This is a genomic window from Gluconobacter sp. P1C6_b, assembly GCF_018811945.1.
In the GTDB taxonomy this organism is placed as follows: domain Bacteria; phylum Pseudomonadota; class Alphaproteobacteria; order Acetobacterales; family Acetobacteraceae; genus Gluconobacter.
Genome location: NZ_JACRVU010000075.1, coordinates 1 through 534 on the forward strand (window position 1 = coordinate 1; position 534 = coordinate 534).

Annotated in this window: 1 protein-coding gene; it reads right to left on the reverse strand. The window is 67.4% G+C overall.

Annotation, left to right across the window (positions count from 1 at the left end; all coding sequences use genetic code 11):
• On the reverse strand, window positions 1-534 hold a 534-nt coding region (locus tag KP701_RS16200; RefSeq protein WP_408874239.1), incomplete at both ends, for a Mu transposase domain-containing protein.

Here is a 534-nt window from a genome sequence, read left to right on the forward strand (position 1 = left end):
ATGTTGAGAATGACGTCGGCCGCATGTACGCCCTGCTCCAGCGCATCAGCGCAAGCGGCTTCGACCGCGGGCAAGCCGTCGCTCAGCACCGTGGTCAGGATATCGACCATCTGCCGGTCACCATCCTGCGCCGCCGCCAGCTTCCGGCGCACCCGGTCCAGCGCGGCCGGAAGGATCCAGTCCTTGAAGGGGGCGCCGTTGCGCAGGGCCCCCGGTTTGCGGGCGAGAACCGGAACATAGTGCCAGGGATCAAAGGTCGTCTGATCGCGGCCGTAGGAGCGGGCGTGCTCACCGACGATGCGACCGTCCTGACGCAGCTCGATCCGATCGGCATAGGCGCGGATCTCGACGGGCCGGCCGATCGCGCTGGCTGCGACCGAGTACTTGTTGTTGTCGAAGCGGACCAGGCAGGTCTTCGACACCGCCGCCGGCAACGCATGGAAGCCGTCGAAGCGCCCGGCATAGGGAACGAGACTCGGCCGCTCGGCTTCGAAGGCCTCCCAGATTGTCACGTCGCGCCGCTCGGGATGGCGA